This is a genomic window from Streptomyces regalis, assembly GCF_001509475.1.
Taxonomy (GTDB): Bacteria; Actinomycetota; Actinomycetes; order Streptomycetales; family Streptomycetaceae; genus Streptomyces; species Streptomyces regalis.
This window is the reverse complement of the sequence record NZ_LLZG01000176.1, coordinates 28679-48421: the sequence shown is the minus strand read 5'-3', so window position 1 is coordinate 48421 and position 19743 is coordinate 28679. Positions and strand designations below refer to the sequence as shown.

Here is a 19743-nt window from a genome sequence, read left to right as displayed (position 1 = left end):
CTCGGAAGTGGTTCGGGGGGCGTGCCTTCCCGGGCCGTCACCGGTCCGGACCCGCCGCTAGCCGGTGACGCTCTCGACCGACCGCTGGGCCGACGCGGATGCCTCGCGCTCCCTCGTGGTGGGCGAGAGCGCGACGAAGGCCGAGGTCAGGAAGAGGTAGGACCCGAGGCCGACGGCGAGGGGGAAGATGAACTGCATCGCCGTGGCCCCGGGCAGGACGTCACCGGAGGGCGTGACGTCCACGCCGACGGCGAACATCCCGGTGTAATGCATGCTGCTGACCGCCGCGCCCATGATCAAGGAGGCGATAGTGACGGCCACGGGCGACTTGATGTTGAGCGCGGCCCACAGGGCTGCCGTCGCCGCGACGATGGCGATCAGGACGGAGAGTCCGACGAGGACGGGGTCGTAGGTGACGTCGCCGTGGAGTCGTACGGCGGCCATGCCCAGGTAGTGCATGCTCGCGACGCCGAGTCCGGTGGTGAGCCCGCCGAGGAAGAGCGCGCGGGTCCGGTCGCGACTGTATCCGACGGCGAAGACGCCGGCGCAGACGACGGCCATGGCGACGAGGAGGCTCACGATGGTGAGCGGCACGTCGTAGCGGATGTCGGTGCCACTGACGCTGAAGCCCAGCATGGCCACGAAGTGCATGGTCCAGATGCCGGTGCCGATCGCCGAGGCCGCGGTGATGAGCCAGTTGCGGCGCGGACGGCCGGTGGCGCCGAGCGCACGGACGGTGCAGCGCAGGCCGAGCGCGGCGCCTATACAGGCCATCACGTACGACAGCACGGGGGTCAGCCAGCCCAGGGCGGCGTGGTCCAGGTGTCCCATGACCCCGGGACGCTAGCGGGGGCACGGACGCAAGAAGGGGGCGCATTTCGAAAGCTGTTGGAATATGACGCACAGATGCACCGGAACGATCGCGTCACGCTCGAACGTGTGCACAGCGGCGTCATCCGTGCCGGTGAGGGATCATGCGGAACATGAGCGACGACCACACACACGTGCAGGAGTTCTTCACCGCCCGCGCCGCCGACTGGGACAGTCGGTTCCCCGACGACGGGCCCGCCTATACGGCCGCGGTCGCCGAGCTCGGGCTGCGCGAGGGGGGCCGCGTGCTCGACGCGGGCTGCGGCACCGGGCGCGCCCTGCCGCCCCTGCGTGCCGCTGTGGGGCCCTCAGGAGTGGTCCTGGGGGCCGATCTGACCCCGGCCATGCTGGAGGCCGCCGTACGGGCCGGACGCGACGCCGACGGGCAGTTGCTGCTCGCCGATGTGGCCGCGCTGCCGTTGCGGTCGGAGTCACTCGACGCCGTGTTCGCGGCCGGCCTCATCGCACACCTGCCTCATCCGACGACGAATTTGCGGGAGTTGGCCCGTGTGGTGCGCCGTGGCGGCACGCTCGCACTGTTCCACCCGATCGGCAGGGCGGCACTCGCGGCACGCCAGGGCCGCCAGATCACCCCCGGCGACCTGAGGGCCGAGCCCAGCCTTCGGCCGCTGCTGGCCGGGGCGGGATGGCGCATGACGTTGTACGTCGACGAGGACGACCGCTTCCTGGCGCTGGCCGTACGGGAGTCCTGAAGGCTCAGTCCCGCCCGGCGACCGCCGCCACGAAGGCGTCGGGGTTGTCGAACATGACGTTGTGGCCGGCGCCGGGCACGATCACCACGCGCACGCCCGCGGCCTCCAAAGCTTTCCTGCCCGGAAGTTCGCCGCTGAGCTCGCCCTGAAGGTACACGCGGTCGATGGTCAGCCCCTCGAGGATCTCGCGCATGATCGGCTCGGAGCCTCGCCTCAGCCACACGGCGCTGCGGTGCAGGGCGCGCGGGTCGGCCAACCTCATGGTCGCCGCCCACAGCGGCCCGACGGCCTCCAGCACGCGCGCGTGCGCGCCGCCGACGAACTCCTCCTCCTCGTAGGCCGTGATCCCTGCGCTCCCGGGAGCGGGCGGAGGCGAGGCGTCGAGGTTGGCCTCGGTGAGCACCAGCCGGGAGACGAGGTCGGGCCGACGGTGGGCGAGCACGATGGCGACGGAACCGCCCATGCTGTGCGCGACCAGCTCCGCACCCCTCAGCTCCGCCGCGTCCAGCGCCGCCGCGAGGGCGTCTGCGTGTTCCTCCAACCGGTAACCGAAGCTCTCGGGCCGGTCGCTGATGCCGTGCCCCGGCAGGTCGATGAACAGGCTACGTCGACCTGCGAGTTCGCCCCGGGCGGCGATATGGGCGTGGTACACGGAGGACACCGACCCCAGTCCGTGCACATACACGCGCGCGGGCTCCTCCCCCGGCGTCTCCGTCCAGCGGATGCAGCTGCCCTTGCCGTCGAACTCGGCCTGCCTCATCGCGTCCTCCCTTGGAGCCGTGGTCACCGCCCCACCCTATACCTCGATACCGATGTATTAATAAGACGATGTATGCCATCCCGGATGTACACCGGACCTGAGCGAGAATGTGGGCATGCTGGAGCTCGCCATCCTCGGATTCCTCTACGACACCCCGCTCCACGGCTATGAACTGCGCAAACGCATCGCGGCGCTGACGGGACACGTGAAGCCGGTCGCCGAGAGCACGCTGTACCCCGCGATCAAGCGGCTGGAAAAGGCGGGCCTGCTGGCCCGTGCCACAGAGCCCGGAGCCGTGGCCGCTCCGCGTCACGTGCTGACGCTGACCGATGCCGGCCGACGGGAACTACGCCACCGGCTCACCGAGCCCGACCCGCGTGACATCAGCGACGAGAACCGGTGGTTCACGGTGCTCGCCTTCCTGCGTCACCTGGACGACGCGGCCGCTCAGTCCGTCGTACTACGACGTCGGCTCGCCTTCCTCGAGGAGCCCGCCAGCTTCTTCTACGACGGTGACCGGCCACTGCGCGCCGAGGAACTGGACGATCCCTTCCGGCGCGGCATCCTGACCATCGCTCGGGCCACGTCCCGGGCCGAACTCACCTGGCTGCGCGAGACGATCGCCTCACTCGGCGGCTGACCGGTCGATGTGCCATTCGGGTGCCGGATCCGCTCGAGGCGCCAGAAGCGCTTCACCGCACCGTCCCCCTTCTGCCGCCGAGGCTCCGACTCTACGTTGATTAGGGGAAGATGGACGATCAATCAGGTCAGCCAAGCAGGGGGAAGGCGATCAGCATGTGGGGCAGGGTGCGCAAGTCGTATGCGAGATTTCTCCGGTCCATGCGTACGGAGGCGGACACCGGCAGGGACAGGCAGACGCACAATCTGTTCGAGGCCGCCGCCGTCTATGTGTCGGCCTGCGCGGAGGACGACCAGGAGCAGATCGACGAGGCCGCCGGCTGGGTGTCTCCAGAGGCGCTGTCGTTCGGGGTGAGTGAGCTGGCGTGCCGGGCCGTCATCGCGCTCGCCCGGGAGCGCGACGAGTCGCCACAGACCGTCGCCCGGTCGCTTCTCGGGCTCCCGGCGGCCTGACACCGCGCGCAATCGTGGTCGATTCGTCCCGTCCGGTCGGGAAACTGCAGCTCCGGGGTGCCTGGGAGTCGTGACAAGCGGCTTCCGCTCGCACTAGGGTGCGCGCCGATGGACGAACCGATGGGGAGGCTGGGATGGCCGGGACGGACGAGGAGGCCGTCGCCGCCGCGGACGATGCGCTCTATGTGCTCACGGCGGTACTGCTGACGCCGGCGAAGTTCCCGAGCGTGCTGGGCGACGACTATCCGGAGGCCTGCGCGGCGCTCGGCCTCGCGCCGCTCGCCGACGGATACGGCCTGGTACTCGGCCAGGACGGCGACGGCGCCCGATGGACGGTCGTCATCGACGACGTCTCGCTGGTCGCCGTCGCCATCGCCTCCTGGGACTGCGGCATGGAGTACGACCTGTCGCCCGACGAACGCACGGTCGTGGCCGCGCTGCCCGGGTGGCCCCTGGCGGTCGCCGTCGCCGCCCCCAATGTGCCCGCGCCGCACGATCCCGGCCCCGAGATCGCGGAGGGTCCGCCGTTGGCGCCGCCGGACACGAGCGTGTGGGGGCCGGCCCAGCGGCGCCTGGGCGCTGATGAGATCGCGTTGCAGTGGGCGATGTGGCGGGAGCAGCTCGACGACGTCGCGTTCGTGATGCCGGGCAGTTCGTCGGACGCCGCCGAGCCGGCGGACGAGGGCGGAGAACCGGACGAGGCCGAGAGGGGCGAGCAGGGCGCGCGCCAGGGCGGCCACAGCGGCATCCGGCGGGTCCTCGCCGAGGCACGCGCCTACGTGGACTCCCCGCCGCCCCTCGGCCGCGTCCGGTCGGCGTTCGCTCCGGGCGACGCGCGGACCTTGCGCGCGGACGGCCCCGGCTGGTCGCTCGTCGCCAGGACCGACGACATTGCGTTCGTACTCCTCGACGACGAACCCGGCGAGGTCCTGCCGGTCGGGCGCGGGCCGGAGCTGCCTGGGCTGCTGGAAGCGCTCGACAAGATGGCCGTACGCCCCAGCTGAGCGTCCAGGACCGTCTGGAGGGCGTTCGCCGCGCCTCGTGTCCACAGCCATCAGCCTCATACAGAGGCACTGGGGCTCCTCCTCACTTGCCTTGGGTCCCTGTGTAGTGGCGTGTCTCGGGGCCCCATCTGGCGGCGGCGTTCCATGTGGCCCCAGCCCATGGAAGCGGAGGAGCCAGGCGCGCACCATGAGGCAGCCTTCGCGGCTCCGCCCTCTCTGCTGCCCTCGTCTCCCCCTTCCAGGAGGCCGTCATGCGCCTGTCCCAAGGTGTTCCGTTCGTTGCCGCCACTGTGCTGACCGCCGCCCTCACCTGGCCGACTCCCGCAACCGCCACGGCAGTCGCCGAGCACCACTGCTCCCGTCAAGAGCGCCTGCGAGTACCGGGCGCGGCCTTCCAGCGGAGCGCATGCCTGGCGGATCTGACCACGACCGGACTCGCCGGCACGCCCTATACCGACATGGCCGACCAGGCCGGGCTGACGGCGCAGGGCACCCGGACGCCGGCCGGGGTTCCCGGGATGCAGATCGACGGCTACTTCCCGGACTCCTCCCGCTTCAACGCCACATACGGCCTGCATCACGACGCACAGTTCGTGATCCGGCTGCCGGACCGCTGGAACGGCGGACTGGTCGTCACCGGAGCGCCCGGCACCCGCAGGCAGTACGCGACGGACGCGGCGATCTCCGACCAGGTCCTCGCGCTGGGTTACGCCTACGCGGCAACCGACAAGGGCAACAACGGCCCCGACTTCTACCACGACGGCAAGCGGCCCGGTGACGCGGTAGCCGAGTGGAATGTGCGAACCACCCAGCTCACCCGGGCCGCCCGCAAGGCGGTGGCCCAGCGCTACGGGCACGCTCCCCGCCGTACGTACATGACCGGCATCTCCAATGGCGGCTACCTCACCCGCTGGCAGCTGGAGAACCATCCCGAGCTGTACGACGGCGGCGTGGACTGGGAGGGCGCCCTGTGGACCACGGACGGCCCCAACCTGCTCACCTCCTTGCCCACGACGGTGGCACGCAAGCTCGGCTCCGCACGGGACGAGGACCTGTACGCGGTCGGTTTCCCGCGCGGCTCCGAGTTTCTGTGGCCCTACCACGAGCAGGCCTACTGGGGAGTCACGCAGAAGATCTACCGCGCCGAGTTCGACCCCGCGTACGACCCCGGCTGTCCCGGCCCGTCCGCCGGAACCACCCCGCAACAGATCCTGTCGCCGTGCGCCTCCGATGCCACATACGACTACGCGTCGCGTCCGGCGTCCGTCCGCCGCGCCGTGGCCCGCGTGGCGCTGACCGGGCGCATCGGCAGACCGCTGATCACGCTGCACGGCGATCTGGACGCGCTGCTGCCGAAGGCCACCGACTCGGACGTGTACGCGCGCATGGTCGACGCGAGCGGAAGGGGCCCACTGCACCGCTATTTCACGATCGCGGGCGGCACTCATGTCGATGGGCTGTACGACACCCATCCCGACCGCCTCCGGCCGATTCTGCCCTGCTACCGGTCGGCGTTCGACGCGCTGGTCTCATGGGTGGAGCGTGGCACTCGACCACCCGCGGACCGTACCGTCGGCAGGCCCGCGAGCGGCGATGTGGTCAACTCCTGCACGCTGTCCACCCCGGCCGCTCCGACGGCCGGGTGATGTATGTCAGCGACCGAGTTCCTTGCGCGTGGCGCGGCGCAGCCTGCGCCGCTGTGACGGGTCGAGCGTGAGGTACGCGGCGGCCGGGACTCCCAGGACTATCAGGAGCGCCGCCCACCAGGGCAGCCAGATCAGCAGGATGAGACCGGCCGCCACACCTCCTGCGGCGATCTTCGCGTTCTTCGACATGTGCGTCGCCTCCTTCGCGGCCACTGCCGCTCTCTGACCTGAAAACGGGTCCACGCTTCCAGCGGTTCCGAACCGCGACCCTGAGACGACCCTGAGGTGCGGCCCCTAGTGGTCACGGAGATCCGGCGACAGCCGATGTGCGGTCGACGCGCCGGGCTCCGCACAGGGGAGATACCCACACCGACGGATAAGTGACCCAGGTCACGATGCGGGCATGCCGGGCGAGCCGTCGAGATGCTGTATCCTCGGCCACTCGACCCCGAGTAGTCAAATTTGAGGAGTGCTACAGAGCGTGCCGAGGCGTCCCGAGGCAACACCGTCCGAGATCTCCGAGCTGGCCTGCTGCCGAGCCGTTTTCGTGCCCGGTGATCCGGCCCGCACCGGCCGGGTCGCCTTCTGGCGAGCCGACGACGGCGCTGTTCCGCCCGTCGCGTCCGGATCCGTCGATGAGCTGACCGTCGCCCTTCCCGGCGAGGACGGCATCGAGCTGGTGAACGTGCCGGCTGTTGCGCTGCCGGTGCGCGCCGCCCTGCCGGTGCTCACGCGCGCGCGTGCCTGCGCGCAGGCCTCCCGAGCGGGCGCGTTCTGGGGCACGGCCGCCGTGCTGGCGCTGCAACTCGTGGCACGCGGCCTGCTGCTGCCCGGCCTGTCGGTGCAGGACCATGAGGCCTGGCGCGCCGGTCCCCTGCGCCCGGAGGACGTCGAACGCATCCGTGCTCTCGCCGCCGCGATGCCGCCCGAGGCACACGCCGTGCCACTGGAAGGCGTCGAGCCACTGAGGCTGCCGGACCCGGAGCGGCTGCTGCGGGCTTTCCTGGACGCGGTCGCCGACGCGCTCCCCCGCTCCCCTGCGGCGGCGCTCGTGACGGGCGCACCCGCCTACGCGGCTCAGGAGCCGCAGCACCTGCCCGAACAGCGTGCGTGGGCCGCCGACGTAGCCTCCGGCCACGACGCGGGCGTACGGCTCTCCCTGCGGCTCGAGGTTCCCGGCCTCGCCGCGGCGACGCAGGACGACGCAGCGCTGTCGTTCCGGGCGGTGCTGCAGGTGCACAGCGTGAGTGATCCGACGCTGGTCGCGGATGCGGGCGACGTGTGGGCGGGATCCGGCGCCTTCGGTCCGCGCGCGCGGATGGACGCCCTGCTGGCGCTTCGCCGGGCCGCGCGGGCCTGGAACCCGCTCATGCCGCTGCTCTCGGCCGCCGTGCCGGATGCCGTGGAACTCGCCGACGAGGAGGTGACCGACCTTCTGGGAGAGGGCACGCGCGCCCTCGCCGGTGCCGGTGTCGACGTGCACTGGCCCAAGGAGCTGGCCCGCAACCTGACCGCCCGCGCGGTGATCGGTCCGCCGGACGACGAGTGCGCGCCCGGCCGAGTCTCCTCGGACACGCCGTCGTTCCTGTCCGCCGACGCGTTGCTCGCCTTCAACTGGTCGTTCGCACTGGGCGACCGGCGCCTGACGCGTCAGGAGCTGGACCGTCTCGCCGAGGCGAACCGCCCCGTGGTGCGTCTTCGCGACCAGTGGGTCCTCGTCGATGCTCAGGAAGTGCGCCGCGCCCGCGCGCAGCAGGACCGCAAGGTGGCGCCCATCGACGCGCTCGGCGCCGCTCTGACGGGCTCCACCGAGGTGGACGGCCACCAGGTCGAGGTGCGGCCCACGGGGTGGCTGGCGGCGCTGCGCGAGCGGCTCGCGGACCCCGAGGGGCAGGAACAGGTGGGCCAGCCCGCCGCGCTTGCGGCGACGCTCCGGGACTACCAGCGGCGTGGCCTGAGTTGGCTGGTCCGGATGACGTCCTTGGGCCTGGGCGGCTGTCTGGCCGACGACATGGGCCTCGGCAAGACGATCACGCTCATTGCACTGCATCTGCACCGGCAGGCCGACGCCTCGTCCGCCGGTCCGACGCTGGTGGTGTGTCCGACGTCCCTGATGGGCAACTGGCAACGGGAGATCGAGAAGTTCGCGCCCGGCACGCGCGTGCGCCGCTTCCACGGGTCTCGACGTGACCTCGAGGCCGTGGCGGCCGGGGAGTTCGTGCTCACCACGTACGGCACGATGCGGCTGGACGCACCCCGGCTCGGCGAGGTGCTGTGGGGCATGGTCGTGGCCGACGAGGCCCAGCATGTGAAGAACCCTTACTCGGCGACCGCGCGGGAGCTGCGCTCCATCGGCGCACGCGCGCGCGTGGCGCTCACCGGCACCCCCGTGGAGAACAACCTGTCGGACCTGTGGGCGATCCTCGACTGGACGACGCCCGGCCTGCTGGGCCGCCTCGGCACCTTCCGCACGCGTTACGCGCAGGCCGTCGAGGGCGGCCAGGATCCGGCCGCCGCGGAACGACTCGCCCGGCTCGTACGCCCCTTCCTGCTGCGCCGGCGCAAGTCGGATCCGGGGATCGCGCCGGAGCTGCCGCCGAAGACGGAGACCGATCGTGCCGTGTCCCTCACCACGGAACAGGCGGGTCTGTACGAGGCCGTGGTCCGCGAGACGCTCGCGGAGATCTCCGGCGCCGACAGCATGGCGCGGCGGGGCCTGATCGTGAAGCTCCTGACGGGTCTGAAGCAGATCTGCAACCACCCGGCGCAGTTCCTCAAGGAGGAGCGACCGAGGATCGCCGGACGCTCGGGCAAGCTGGAACTGCTGGACGAGCTGCTCGACACCATCCTCTCCGAGGGATCGAGCGTCCTGGTCTTCACCCAGTACGTGCGCATGGGACGCCTCATCGAACAGCATCTGGCGGCCCGTGGCATGCCCTCGCAGTTCCTGCACGGCGGAACACCCGTGGCCGAGCGCGAGGCCTTGGTGCGGCGCTTCCAGGACGGTGAAGTGCCCGTCTTCCTGCTGTCGTTGAAGGCGGCGGGCACCGGCCTGAACCTCACCCGCGCCGAACATGTCGTGCACTACGACCGCTGGTGGAACCCCGCCGTCGAGGCGCAGGCCACCGACCGCGCGTATCGCATCGGCCAGACCCGGCCCGTGCAGGTGCACCGGCTGATCGCCGAGGGGACCATCGAGGACCGTATCGCCGGCATGCTCAGCCGCAAGCGGGAACTGGCCGACGCGGTGCTCGGCGGCGGCGAGGCCGCGCTGACAGAGCTCACCGACGCGGAGCTGGCCGATCTGGTGGAACTGCGAGGGGACGCCCGATGACTCGACACGACGTTGACATGGAGCGCACGTTCGCCGCGCTGCCGCCCGCGCACGGACGGGGATTCGCGCAGACATGGTGGGGTCAGGCCTGGCTGAAGGCGCTGGAGGAGACAGCACTGGACTCGGCGCAGCTCAAGGCCGGCCGCAGGCTCGCGCGCGCGGGAGCGGTCGGTGCGGTGTCGGTGCGCCCGGGACGCATCACGGCCGTCGTGCAGGGCCGCGACCGTACGGCGCACCGGGCCGACGTGCTGCTGGAAGAGCTGACCGGCGAACAGTGGGACCGTTTCCTTGACATGGCCGCAGAGCGGGCCGGGCATGTCGCCGCCCTGCTGGACCGCGACATGCCGCCTCACCTGGTGGAGGACGCGGCCGCCACGGGCATCGAACTGCTGCCCGGCATGGGTGATCTGGAGCCGGAGTGCGGCTGCGCTGCCTGGGACCACTGCGGACACACAGCGGCCCTCTGCTACCAGGTGGCACGGCTCCTGGACCAGGACCCCTTCGTGCTGCTGCTGATGCGCGGACGGGGCGAACACGACCTCCTGGACGACCTCCAGGCCCGCAGCACCGCACCGGCCGAGGATCCGGCGGAACCGCCCGTGTCGTCCGATCCGGAGGGCGTGGATGCCGCCGAGGCTTATGCGACCGGCGACATCCTGCCGCCGCTCCCCGCCCTGCCCGAGCTGCCCGCCGAGCCAGGCGTGCCGCCTTCCCTGGTCACCGAGACGCCTCCCGCGCCCGGCGTCGACCCGGCCGCGCTGGAGTTCCTGGCCGCCCGGACCGCCGCGGAAGCGCACCGCATGCTGGCGGAAGCTCTGCGAGCCGAGCCGGAACAGCACGCCGCGGAAGCGGAGTTGACGCTCGACCAGGACGCGGTCCGCCTGGCAGCCTCCGCCTCCCCCTCCGAGAGCGTGGCGCAGCGGCTGGCCGAAGGCTCGGAGCGCGGCCGCGAGCGGCTGGCGGTGGCGGTACGCGCCTGGCGCCTCGGGGGCGTCGCCGCGCTGTCCGTGCTCGACGAGGAGTGGACCGTCGAGGGCGCGGCGCTCGCACGCGCGCGTGCCGCACTGGACTCGGCCTGGGACGAGGACGAACGGCCGTCGCTGCGGGCGAAGGGCAACCGGTGGACGGTCATCGGTACGCCCGGCCAACTGCGCCTGGGACGGGACGGACGCTGGTGGCCGTATCGCGAGGAACGCGGCCGCTGGGTGCCGGCTGGAGGCCCTGCGCAGGATCCGGCAACAGCGTTGGCTTCGGCGCAGCTTGCGACAGAGGAGGAGCAGCCGTAGGGCATGCCCGGCGGCCCCGGCGAGGGCGACGTCGGCTCGACGAGCGCCCGTCGTCCCGGGTTCACCTCACGGTCGTACGGCGTTCCGCGCAGGCTCCAAACCTGGCCACTGTCAGCGAACTTGCTCCTCAGCGAACCCTGCTCCTCAGGAGGCCCGATGTCCCCGCACGCCACCGGCAGGCGCCGCGCACACCGTTTCGTTGCCGGGGGCGTACCCCTCGCGGTGATCGCGGCGCTCGTGGCCGCCGGGCCCGCCGTCGGTGCCGGGGACAAGGAGGCCCACGCACACGTCGTGCGCACGGCGACGCTCGGTGACATCCCGCTCGGCGCGTTCAGCAACGCGCTGCTGCCCGGCACCGTGGACGACGACCGGGGCGTGGACCTGGGCGGTATCGGCAGCGACATCTACCCGGCGGGCCGTGAGGGCGAGTTCTGGACGGTTACCGACCGCGGCCCCAACGGCCAGATCAAGGTGGGCGGCAAGAAGCGTCGTACGTTTCCCGTTCCGGGATTCGATCCGGCGATCGTGAGGATCCGGGTCACGGGAGGCAGCGTGAGGGTGCTGGACGCGATCCCGATCACGACAGCTTCCGGGAAGCCCGTCACCGGGCTGCCGAACCAGGAGGGGCGCGACGAGGCCCCGTACTCCTACGACGCGACGGCTCCTTTGACGTACAACCCGAACGGGCTGGACACCGAGGGCATCGTGCGGGCCGCCGACGGGAGTTTCTGGCTCGTCGACGAGTACGGGCCCTCCCTCGTGCACGTCTCCACGCGCGGGAAGGTCCTCACCCGCTACGTGCCCAAGGGACTCGGCCTCACCGGCACGGACTATCCGGTGGTGGAGGCGCTGCCGTCCGTCCTGCTGCACCGGAAGGTCAACCGCGGTTTCGAGGGGCTCGCCCAACTGCCCGGCGGCGACCTGGTGATGGCCGTGCAGAGCCCGCTGGCCCTGCCGGACACGGACGCCGGGGAGGCGTCACGCACCACGCGGCTGCTGCGGTTCTCGCCGAAGGAGAAGGCGGTCACCGCGGAGTACGCGTACCGCTTCGACCCGGTGAACGTGGTGGACCCGAGCGAGGACGACACCTCAGAGCTGAAGATCTCTTCGGTCGTGGCCGTGGGCGGAAACCGGCTGCTGGTCGAGGAGCGCACCGACAAGGCCGCGCGGCTGCAGCTGGTGCGCCTGGGCCGCGACGCGAACATCCTTGGCGGGGCGTGGGACGACGACACGACGTCTCCGTCGCTCGAGCAACTCGACGACCCGGCGGCCTCGGGTGTGCCTGTGCTGTCCAAGAAGCTGGTCGTCGACCTGGGCACGGTCGCCGGTGTACCTGGGAAGATCGAGGGCGTCGCGCGCGTGGACCACGACGCGCTCGCCCTCATCAACGACAACGACTTCGGGATGACGGACGGAGCGGGCGCGTTCGACGCGCAGGGCCGGCTGGTCGACAGTGGTGTGGAGACGTCGGTGATCTACGTGCGGCTGCCGCGCGGCGTCTGACGGTCCGCTCAAGGCGCCGGCGCCATGGCTACGGCAGCTCTCCCGACAGCGACGGAAGCAGGGATTCGAGATCGCTCGGAAAGCCGCTGGGCAGCTCGGTGGGGAACCCGGAGGGCAGCGATGTCGGCAGTTCGCTCGGCAGCCTGGTGGGGAGCTCGGTCGGGATGCTGAAGGACGGCCTGGGCGAGCTGCTCGTACTGCTCTCGGCGGGCGATTTCTCGTCGGGCGATTTGTCACTTCCCGAGGCCATGAGGACCACGGCCACGACGGCTCCGGCGGTCACGATCACGGCAAGCAGGACGAAGAGCGGATTCCGCCGACGCCCCGGTCCACCGCCGTCCTCGGGCGGTTCCGGCGGCGGCCAACCACCGTACGAGGGCGGGCCGCTGTCGCCCGGCGGAGGACCGTAGCCTCCGGGGCTCCCGTATCCCCTTGTGGTCTCATGGCCGCCTCCTGTCCCCTGCCCGGGGCCGAAGCCTTCAGGAGGCGGTCCGAAACCGCCCGGAGGCGGCGTGTCACCCGGCGGTCCTGGCGGCTGAGGCGGTACGGGCGGCATGGCCATACCGTCAAGGGTCGCCTCACGTCGGTCAGGACGCGACCCCCACACGGGAGTTGATACGGACCCACGCCTTGGACCGCATGATTCCGGAACATTTCGTGCGGAGACCGGTCGACAACCCGTACCGCGTGTGACCGCATCTCCCGACGGACGGTCACACGCGGCAAGGCTGCGCCGGGCACGCGCGTGTGGCCTCAGCCGCGGGCGCCCAGCAGGTGGTCCATCGCCAGCTGGTCGAGGCGCTCGAAGGCCATTCCGCGCGCGGCAGTCGCCTCGACGTCGAACTCCTCGAAGGCCGAGCGGTCCGCGAGCAGCGACTTGAGGCCGTCCGCCGCCGTCGGCTGTGCCAGCTCGTCCAGGCGCGAGGCGCGCAGAGCCTCCTGGACCTCCGGGTCGGCGCGGAAGGCTGCCGAACGCTCCTTCAGGATGAGGTAGTTGCGCATGCAGCCCGCGGCCGACGCCCACACGCCGTCGAGGTCTTCGGTGCGCGGCGGCTTGAAGTCGAAGTGCTTCGGGCCCGCGTAACCGGCGCTCTCCAGAAGGTCGACCAGCCAGAACGCGGAGCGCAGGTCGCCGGCGCCGAAGCGCAGGTCCTGGTCGTACTTGATGCCGGACTGGCCGTTGAGGTCGATGTGGAAGAGCTTGCCCGCCCACAGCGCCTGCGCGATGCCGTGCGGGAAGTTGAGCCCGGCCATCTGCTCGTGGCCGACCTCGGGGTTGACGCCGTACAGCTCGGGGCGCTCCAGGCGCTCGATGAACGCCAGCGCATGGCCGACGGTCGGCAGCAGGATGTCGCCGCGCGGCTCGTTCGGCTTGGGCTCGATCGCGAACTTCAGGTCGTAGCCCTGGGAGGTGACGTACTCGCCGAGGAGGTCGAAGGCCTCCTTCATGCGGTCGAGAGCGACGCGCACGTCCTTGGCGGCGCCGGACTCGGCGCCCTCGCGGCCGCCCCAGGCGACGTATGTGCTCGCGCCCAGTTCCACCGCGAGGTCGATGTTGCGGATCGTCTTGCGCAGGGCGTAGCGGCGCACGTCACGGTCGTTGGCCGTGAATGCGCCGTCCTTGAAGACGGGGTGGGTGAAGAGGTTGGTGGTGGCCATCGGCACCTTCATGCCGGTGGCGTCGAGGGCTTCACGGAAGCGCTTGATGTGCGCCTCGCGCTCGCTGTCCGAGGACCCGAAGGGGATCAGGTCGTCGTCGTGGAAGGTGACGCCGTGGGCGCCGAGCTCGGCCAGGCGCTGCACGGTCTCGACCGGGTCGAGGGCACGGCGGGTGGCGTCGCCGAAGGGGTCCCGTCCCTGCCAGCCGACGGTCCACAGGCCGAAGGTGAACCTGTCCTCGGGGGTGGGCTGGTAGCTCATGCCGCGGCTCCTTGCTTACGGACGACTGCTTGCTACGACTCGCTACGACTATTTCGTCATGGCGCTTTACAAATTAGTATGCCGACGCGTCCCTGGGAAGGGACAAGATGTCCCCGAAGGGGTGAGGTCCGGGCCGTGGTCATCCGGGGCACCCTCGAAACAGCGGGCCAGATCCCGCAGAGCCGCGGAAAAGGGAGAGCACGATGTCAGCAGCCGAGGGTCCGCTCGTCGTCGGCGTGGACACGTCCACCCAGTCCACCAAGGCGCTGGTCGTCGACGCGTCGACCGGGCAGGTCGTCGCGAGCGGCCAGGCACCGCACACGGTGTCCTCCGGTGCCGGGCGCGAGAGCGACCCGCGCCAGTGGTGGGACGCGCTGTGCGAGGCGCTGCGCCAGTGCGGCGACGCGGCGCACGAGGCCGCCGCGGTGTCGATCGGCGGGCAGCAGCACGGTCTGGTCACGCTGGACGACCGGGGCGAGCCAGTACGTCCGGCTCTGCTGTGGAACGACGTGCGCTCGGCGCCGCAGGCCCGCCGCCTGACCGAGGAGCTGGGCGGTGCGAAGTTCTGGGCCGAGCGCACCGGCTCCGTCCCGGCCGCCTCGTTCACGGTGACGAAGTGGGCCTGGCTGGCCGAGAACGAGCCGGAGGCCGTCCGGGCCACCAAGGCCGTACGTCTCCCCCACGACTACCTCACCGAACGCCTCACCGGGCAGGGCACCACCGACCGCGGCGACGCGTCCGGTACGGGCTGGTGGGCGTCGGGGACCGAGTCGTACGACGACGAGATCCTCGCGCGAGTGGGGCTCGATCCGGCGCTGCTGCCCCGTGTGGTCCGGCCCGGCGAGGTCGCGGGCACCGTGCGCGACAGCCACGACCTGCCGTTCTCCAAGGGCACCCTGGTCGCGCCCGGCACCGGTGACAACGCCGCTGCCGCACTGGGCCTCGGGCTGCGTCCCGGCATGCCCGTGCTGAGCCTCGGCACGTCGGGCACCGTGTACGCCGTGTCGAAGCGGCGCCCTGCCGACCCGACCGGCACCGTGGCGGGTTTCGCGGACGCGCACGGCGACTGGCTGCCGCTGGCCTGCACCCTGAACTGCACACTCGCCGTCGACCGCCTCGCGACCCTGCTGGGTCTCGACCGCGAGGCCGTGGAACCCACCACCGGCCTCACCCTCCTGCCCTACCTGGACGGCGAACGCACCCCGAACCTGCCGAACGCCTCCGGTCTCCTGCACGGTCTGCGCCACGACACGACCGCCGGCCAGCTCCTGCAGGCCGCCTACGACGGTGCCGTCCATGCGCTGCTCGGCGCCCTGGACCTGGTCCTGGACGAGGACGCGGACCGCTCGACCCCGCTGCTGCTGATCGGCGGCGGCGCCCGGGGCACGGCCTGGCAGCAGACCGTACGACGGCTGTCGGGGCGCCCGGTGCAGGTCCCCGAGGCCAAGGAACTGGTCGCGCTCGGCGCGGCGGCCCAGGCGGCCGGCCTGCTGACCGGCGAGGATCCGGCCGCGGTCGCCCGGCGCTGGAACACCACCCGCGGGCCGGTGCTCGACGCCGTGGAGCGGGACGAGGAGACGCTGACCAGGATCAGCGGGGTACTCTCCGACGCGGCCCCGCTGCTTCAGCGGAGCCCCGAAGCTCACTGAGGACGGAGGCATGACCGCACCGCTGCACGAGGCCCACCCGGCCGGGACGGGCCGGGCGCTGCCCAACACCCAGCAGGGCATGCGCCGGCGCAACCTCGCCCGGGTGATGCACACCGTGAGCGCCGAGGGGCCGCTCTCGCGGGCCGCCGTCGCCTCCCGGATAGGCCTGACCCGTGCCGCGGTGTCCACGCTCGTCGACGAGCTGATCCGCTCGGGGCTGCTGGAGGAACTCGGCCCCGAGCGGCCGGGCCGGGTGGGCCGCCCCGGGTCGGCGCTGGCCGTCAGCGGGCACGGTCCGACCGGGATCGGCGCCGAGGTCGGCGTCGACCATCTCGCCGTCTGCGCGGTCGATCTGCGCGGCGAGGTGCGGTCCAGGGCGGTGCGGCACGGCGCGAACCGTGGCCGGGCCCCCGAACCGGTGATCGAGGAACTCACCGGGCTGGTGCGCCAGGTTCTCGCCGAGGCCGAGAGCGAAGGGCTGTGGCCCGCCGGTCTGGCGGTCGCGGTGCCGGGTCTGGTCGCGCGGGATGCCCGTACGGTCGTACGCGCGCCCAACCTCGACTGGCGGGACACGGACCTCGGCGCTCTGTTGCCCGTGGACTTTCCGCTGACCGTGGGCAACGAGGCCAACTTCGGCGCACTCGCCGAACTCTGGCTCGGCGACGGCACTGCGCGTGACTTCCTGCACGTGTCGGCGGAGATCGGCATCGGTGCGGCGGTCGTGGTGGACGGCGGGCTGCTGCGTGGAACGCGTGGTTTCGCCGGCGAGTTGGGGCATGTGCCGGTCCAGCCGGACGGGCCCGAGTGCCCGTGCGGGGGGCGGGGGTGTCTGGAGCAGTACGCCGGCGAGGAGGCGGTGCTGCGTGCGGCAGGTCTGGAGTCGGACGAGGACCGCGTCGGGCTGCTCGCCGGGCGTGCCGCCGAGGGCGACGAGGACGTACGGCGGGCCCTGCACGACGCGGGAACGGCGCTCGGTGTCGCGCTGACGGGCGCGGTCAATCTGCTGGACCCCGAGAGCGTGGTGCTGGGCGGCGCGCTGGCCGGGCTCGCGCCCTGGCTGCTGCCGTCGCTGGAGGCCGAGCTGGACCGGCGCACCGCGGGGCCCGCCTGTCCGGTGTCCGTGTCGCGGCTGGGTCCCGAGGGGCCGTTGCTGGGGGCCGCACACTCGGTGGTGAGGGCGGTTCTGGACGATCCGGCGGCGGTGGCAGTGGCGCAACAGCCCTGATTCCGGACGGGACAGGCCCCGATGCATGCGGAACACGCGTGAACCCAGACCGAGTTCACTCGTGTGAGTGAGCGAGTTATCCACAATCCCACGGCTGTCCACGGATACCCGGCGCGCCCTTCTGCCCGACCCACCCGCGCCGTACCGTGATTCACGCGAGGCGCAGCTGCCGTGTCATGGCGACGGCGCGTATCGGCGTGAATGAGGGGGATTCACATGTCGGGGGATACGGCGGGGCAAGCGGCTGCAGGGCTGCGGCGCGACGCGATCGGGTTGCGCGAGGTCCTGTTCCAGAGCATCACGGCCATGGCGCCGGCCGCGGCGGTCGCGGCGTCCATTCCGGCGGGCGCGGCCTTCGCGGGCGGAAGCCTGCCGCTGTCGGTACTGATCGCGCTGGTGGCGTGTCTGTTCACGGCGTCGTGCGTCGCCGAGCTGGCGCGGGAGCTGCCGGCCGCAGGCTCGGTGTCCACGTATGTGGCGCAGGGGCTGCATCCCGCCGTGGGTTTCCTCGTCGGCTGGGGTTATGTGTTCGTCGAGGCGCTCGTCCCGCCGCTGCTGCTTCTGCAGTTGGGCTTCACGACGGCAGGCACGCTGCACCAGGAGTGGTCCTCGTATCCGGCGGACCTGTGGTGGCCGTGGGCGCTCGCGGGTGCCGCGATCATCGCCGTCTCCGGGTACTTGGGGGTGCGTGCCTCCGCCCGGTTCGGCACGGCCCTCGGGATCTTCGAGGTTGTCGTCCTCGTGGTGTTCGCCGTCTGGCTGATCGGCAAAGCGGGCGGGGACAACACGCTGTCCGTGTTCGGTACGTCGCACACCGCGGAGGGCTACGAGGGCCTCACCGGAGTGTTCGCCGGGTCGGTCTACACGGTGCTCGCCTTCGCCGGATTCGAGGCCGCGGCACCGCTGGCCGAGGAGACACGGAACCCGCGCCGGACGATGCACCGCGCGGTGCTCGGCGCGGCCCTCGGCATCGGCCTGTTCTACGTGCTCACCACCTACGCCATGAGCGTGTACTACGGGCCGGACCGCTTCGGGGAGTTCGGGGCCTCCGGTGCCGCATCCTGGGAGGGCGTGGCCCGGGCGTCGTTCGGGCTGTTCTGGGTGCTGGTGTTCCTGGCCGTGGTCAACTCGGCCGTCGCCAACGCCAACGCGTGCGCCAACGTCTCCACCCGGACCGCCTTCGCCCTGGCCCGCATCCGCGTTCTGCCCCGCTTCCTGGCTGTACTGCACCCCAAGTACCGCTCCCCCGTCGCCGGTATCGCCGTACAGACCGTCGTCGCGGTCGGCGCCGCACTGGGGCTGGGGTTGTCCTACGACCCGGTGACGGCGTTCCTGCTGCTGGCCACGGTGATCGTGACGGTCGTGATCGGGGTGTACATCGTCGTGAACCTCGCCTGTGCCGGCTACTTCCTGCGCCGCAGGCGCGAGGCGCTCAAGCCCGTACGGCATCTGCTCCTGCCCCTCCTCGGCATCGCCGCGTTCGTGCCCGCACTGCTGACTGCCGCGGGACTGCCCGTCTTCGACTTCGTCTCCGAGCTGACCGCGCCCGTGTCGTACGCGGGATCAGTGGTCGGCGTGTGGATGGCGGCCGGAGTCGTGGTGCTGGTCGTACTGATGCGGCGCCACCCCGGGCGCATAGCCGAGACCGCCCGTGTGCACCTCGACGACCCCTCCCCCACCGGCCTTCCGCAGAACGGAGCTGTGCAGCGATGAGCGACCCCCGGATCCTGACCGTGCGACCCGAGCCGGGCGAATTCGCGTGGACGTTCGGCGGCGCACCGCCCGTGGCGCGCATCGAACCCGGCACAGTCCTCGACCTGTACACGGAGGACTGCTTCGCCGGCCGCGTGCGGTCGGAGAAGGACCTGGTGTCCGAGGTGTGCGAGTTCCCCTTCCTCAACCCGCAGACCGGTCCCTTCCACATCGAGGGCGCCGAGCCCGGTGACACGGTCGCCGTGCACTTCGTGTCGATCGAACCGGCGCGGGACTGGGCCGCGTCGACCACTGTTCCGCTGTTCGGCGCCCTCACCTCCACGCACACCACGGCCTCGCTACAGCCGCCCCTGCCGGAGACCGTCTGGATCTGGCAGCTCGACCGGACACGACGTACGGCGCTGTTCCGGGCGCACGACAGTGACATCGAGGCCGAACTCCCCATGGACCCGATGCACGGCACGGTCGGGGTGGCCCCCGCCAATCTGGAAGTTCGCTCGGCCCTGGTGCCCGACGCCCACGGCGGGAACATGGACACACCCGAGATGCGGGCGGGCGTCACCTGTTATCTCGGGGTGAACGTCGAGGGCGCGCTGCTCAGCCTCGGCGACGGGCACGCCCGGCAGGGCGAGGGCGAGACCTGCGGGGTGGCGGTCGAGTGCGCCATGAACACGGTGGTGATCGTCGAGCTGCTGAAGGGGCTCGCCACGCCCTGGCCCCGCATCGAGTCGGACACGCACATCATCTCGACGGGTTCGGCCCGGCCACTGGAGGACGCGTTCCGGATATCCCAGCTCGACCTCGTGCAGTGGCTGGTGCGCGACTACGGGTTCAGTGAGCTGGACGCGTACCAGTTCGCGACCCAGGCCGTCGAGTCGCCGCTGGCCAACGTGTGCGACACCAACTACACATGCGTGGCCAAGATCCGCAAGCAGTGGCTGCCCACAGGCGAGACGTACCGCGGACTGCATGCGCGGCTGCGGGAGACGGCAGCGACTCTGCGCTGAGTGCCGCCGACCGACCTCACC

At 71.5% G+C, this 19743-nt stretch carries 17 protein-coding genes; 12 read left to right on the top strand and 5 right to left on the bottom strand.

Features of this window, described 5'->3' with window-relative positions; translation table 11 throughout:
- Positions 1-57: 57 nt before the first annotated feature.
- Positions 58-831 carry an MHYT domain-containing protein gene (locus ADL12_RS21105; protein ID WP_062704225.1) on the bottom strand — a complete coding sequence of 258 codons (774 nt, stop codon included), beginning with the start codon at positions 829-831 and terminating at the stop codon, positions 58-60.
- Between the two features lie 143 nt (positions 832-974).
- On the opposite strand from ADL12_RS21105, the gene ADL12_RS21100 reads away from it, so the two are divergent.
- Entirely contained in the window at positions 975-1583 is a 609-nt protein-coding gene (locus ADL12_RS21100; RefSeq protein WP_208614586.1) for a class I SAM-dependent methyltransferase, read from the top strand.
- A 4-nt stretch (positions 1584-1587) separates the two neighbouring features.
- Here the strand turns inward: ADL12_RS21100 and ADL12_RS21095 are convergent, their stop codons facing one another.
- Positions 1588-2343, bottom strand: coding sequence for an alpha/beta fold hydrolase (locus ADL12_RS21095; RefSeq protein WP_062704224.1), 756 nt, complete (start codon positions 2341-2343; stop codon positions 1588-1590).
- Between the two features lie 115 nt (positions 2344-2458).
- Here ADL12_RS21095 and ADL12_RS21090 point away from each other — a divergent pair, with 115 nt between their 5' ends.
- The 4 genes from ADL12_RS21090 to ADL12_RS21075 all read left to right on the top strand — a co-directional run bounded on the left by ADL12_RS21090 (position 2459) and on the right by ADL12_RS21075 (position 6085).
- Complete coding sequence (locus ADL12_RS21090) at positions 2459-2983, top strand: PadR family transcriptional regulator (protein ID WP_062704223.1); 525 nt, start codon at positions 2459-2461, stop codon at positions 2981-2983.
- A gap of 155 nt (positions 2984-3138) precedes the next feature.
- Positions 3139-3435 carry a hypothetical protein gene (locus ADL12_RS21085; RefSeq protein ID WP_062704222.1) on the top strand — a complete coding sequence of 99 codons (297 nt, stop codon included), beginning with the start codon at positions 3139-3141 and terminating at the stop codon, positions 3433-3435.
- 134 nt (positions 3436-3569) lie between these two features.
- Positions 3570-4439, top strand: a complete 870-nt coding sequence (locus ADL12_RS21080; protein WP_062704221.1) for a hypothetical protein — start codon at positions 3570-3572, stop codon at positions 4437-4439.
- A gap of 251 nt (positions 4440-4690) precedes the next feature.
- Complete coding sequence (locus ADL12_RS21075; RefSeq protein WP_062704220.1) at positions 4691-6085, top strand: tannase/feruloyl esterase family alpha/beta hydrolase; 1395 nt, start codon at positions 4691-4693, stop codon at positions 6083-6085.
- Between the two features lie 6 nt (positions 6086-6091).
- On the opposite strand, the gene ADL12_RS21070 is transcribed toward ADL12_RS21075, so the two are convergent.
- Positions 6092-6274 carry a hypothetical protein gene (locus ADL12_RS21070; protein ID WP_062704261.1) on the bottom strand — a complete coding sequence of 61 codons (183 nt, stop codon included), beginning with the start codon at positions 6272-6274 and terminating at the stop codon, positions 6092-6094.
- 292 nt (positions 6275-6566) lie between these two features.
- On the opposite strand from ADL12_RS21070, the gene ADL12_RS21065 reads away from it, so the two are divergent.
- The 3 genes from ADL12_RS21065 (at position 6567) to ADL12_RS21055 (ending at position 12208) form a co-directional block, all read left to right on the top strand.
- On the top strand, positions 6567-9419 hold the full coding sequence (locus ADL12_RS21065; RefSeq protein ID WP_062704219.1) for a DEAD/DEAH box helicase: 2853 nt from the start codon (positions 6567-6569) through the stop codon (positions 9417-9419).
- A complete protein-coding gene (locus ADL12_RS21060; protein ID WP_062704218.1) occupies positions 9416-10705 on the top strand; it encodes an SWIM zinc finger family protein in 1290 nt (429 codons plus the stop codon). Before ADL12_RS21065 ends, ADL12_RS21060 begins: the two co-directional genes overlap by 4 nt.
- Positions 10706-10861: 156 nt before the next feature.
- Complete coding sequence (locus tag ADL12_RS21055) at positions 10862-12208, top strand: esterase-like activity of phytase family protein (protein ID WP_062704217.1); 1347 nt, start codon at positions 10862-10864, stop codon at positions 12206-12208.
- A 28-nt stretch (positions 12209-12236) separates the two neighbouring features.
- Here the strand turns inward: ADL12_RS21055 and ADL12_RS21050 are convergent, their stop codons facing one another.
- Together ADL12_RS21050 and xylA are read right to left on the bottom strand one after the other, a co-directional pair.
- Entirely contained in the window at positions 12237-12497 is a 261-nt protein-coding gene (locus ADL12_RS21050; protein WP_062704216.1) for a hypothetical protein, read from the bottom strand.
- 464 nt (positions 12498-12961) lie between these two features.
- Positions 12962-14128, bottom strand: a complete 1167-nt coding sequence (xylA, locus tag ADL12_RS21045) for a xylose isomerase (RefSeq protein WP_062704215.1) — start codon at positions 14126-14128, stop codon at positions 12962-12964.
- A gap of 203 nt (positions 14129-14331) precedes the next feature.
- Between xylA and xylB the strand changes: the two genes are divergently transcribed.
- The 4 genes from xylB to ADL12_RS21025 all read left to right on the top strand — a co-directional run bounded on the left by xylB (position 14332) and on the right by ADL12_RS21025 (position 19722).
- On the top strand, positions 14332-15777 hold the full coding sequence (xylB, locus tag ADL12_RS21040) for a xylulokinase (RefSeq protein WP_062704214.1): 1446 nt from the start codon (positions 14332-14334) through the stop codon (positions 15775-15777).
- Between the two features lie 10 nt (positions 15778-15787).
- Positions 15788-17002, top strand: coding sequence for an ROK family transcriptional regulator (locus ADL12_RS21035; protein WP_062704213.1), 1215 nt, complete (start codon positions 15788-15790; stop codon positions 17000-17002).
- Between the two features lie 216 nt (positions 17003-17218).
- Positions 17219-18715: an APC family permease gene (locus tag ADL12_RS21030; RefSeq protein ID WP_062704212.1), complete on the top strand. Its 1497-nt coding sequence runs from the start codon at positions 17219-17221 to the stop codon at positions 18713-18715.
- The gene (locus ADL12_RS21025; protein WP_062704211.1) at positions 18712-19722 is read left to right on the top strand and encodes an acetamidase/formamidase family protein; all 1011 of its coding nucleotides are present in this window, start codon (positions 18712-18714) and stop codon (positions 19720-19722) included. Before ADL12_RS21030 ends, ADL12_RS21025 begins: the two co-directional genes overlap by 4 nt.
- Positions 19723-19743 lie beyond the last annotated feature (21 nt).